This window comes from Arthrobacter sp. ZGTC212, assembly GCF_002929255.1.
Lineage (GTDB): Bacteria > Actinomycetota > Actinomycetes > Actinomycetales > Micrococcaceae > Arthrobacter_B > Arthrobacter_B sunyaminii.
Genome location: NZ_PJIJ01000058.1, coordinates 1 through 569, shown reverse-complemented (window position 1 = coordinate 569; position 569 = coordinate 1). Strand labels below are relative to the sequence as shown.

The window sequence follows — 569 nt, the reverse complement described above, 5'->3', positions numbered from 1 at the left end:
GAGCTGGAGCATGGCGCCGTCGAACTGGCGGGGGTGGACGGTGGGCTTTTTCATCTGGCCGATCCAGATGCCCACGATCATGGCCGCGCCGACGATGTGCAGGAAAACCACGATGTTATAGACGATGTTCATGGGACCAGTGTAGCCAGAGTTTCTACGGCTCGTAGTAGGTCAGGATCTCAGGTGATCCTTCGCGATACCGGGGCTGTTAACGGCCGACGGCGGTGCAGGCCTTGCGATGGTCTCCCACCGCTGCCTGCACCGCCGTCGCGCGTTCTAGCCTGTTACAGCCCCAGGTCCGCTTCGAAGGCGCCTTCTTCAAGGCGTGCCTTCAAGGTCTGGAGGAACCGGCCGGCGTCGGCGCCATCCACCAGGCGGTGGTCGTACGTCAGGGACAGGTACATCATGGAGCGGATGGCGATCGAGTCGTCACCGTTCTCGTCAGCAACAACCACTGGGCGCTTCACGATGGCGCCGGTGCCGAGGATGCCCACCTGCGGCTGGTTGATGATCGGGGTATCGAACAGGGCCCCGACCGAACCGATATTGGTGATGCTGAAGGTTCCACC

General features: G+C 62.2%; 1 protein-coding gene. It reads right to left on the bottom strand.

What is annotated here, in order from left to right:
- Positions 1–284 precede the first annotated feature (284 nt).
- Positions 285–569, bottom strand: a 285-nt coding sequence (locus CXQ89_RS17850) for a 2-oxo acid dehydrogenase subunit E2 (RefSeq protein ID WP_181032430.1), incomplete at its 5' end; no start/stop codon positions are given.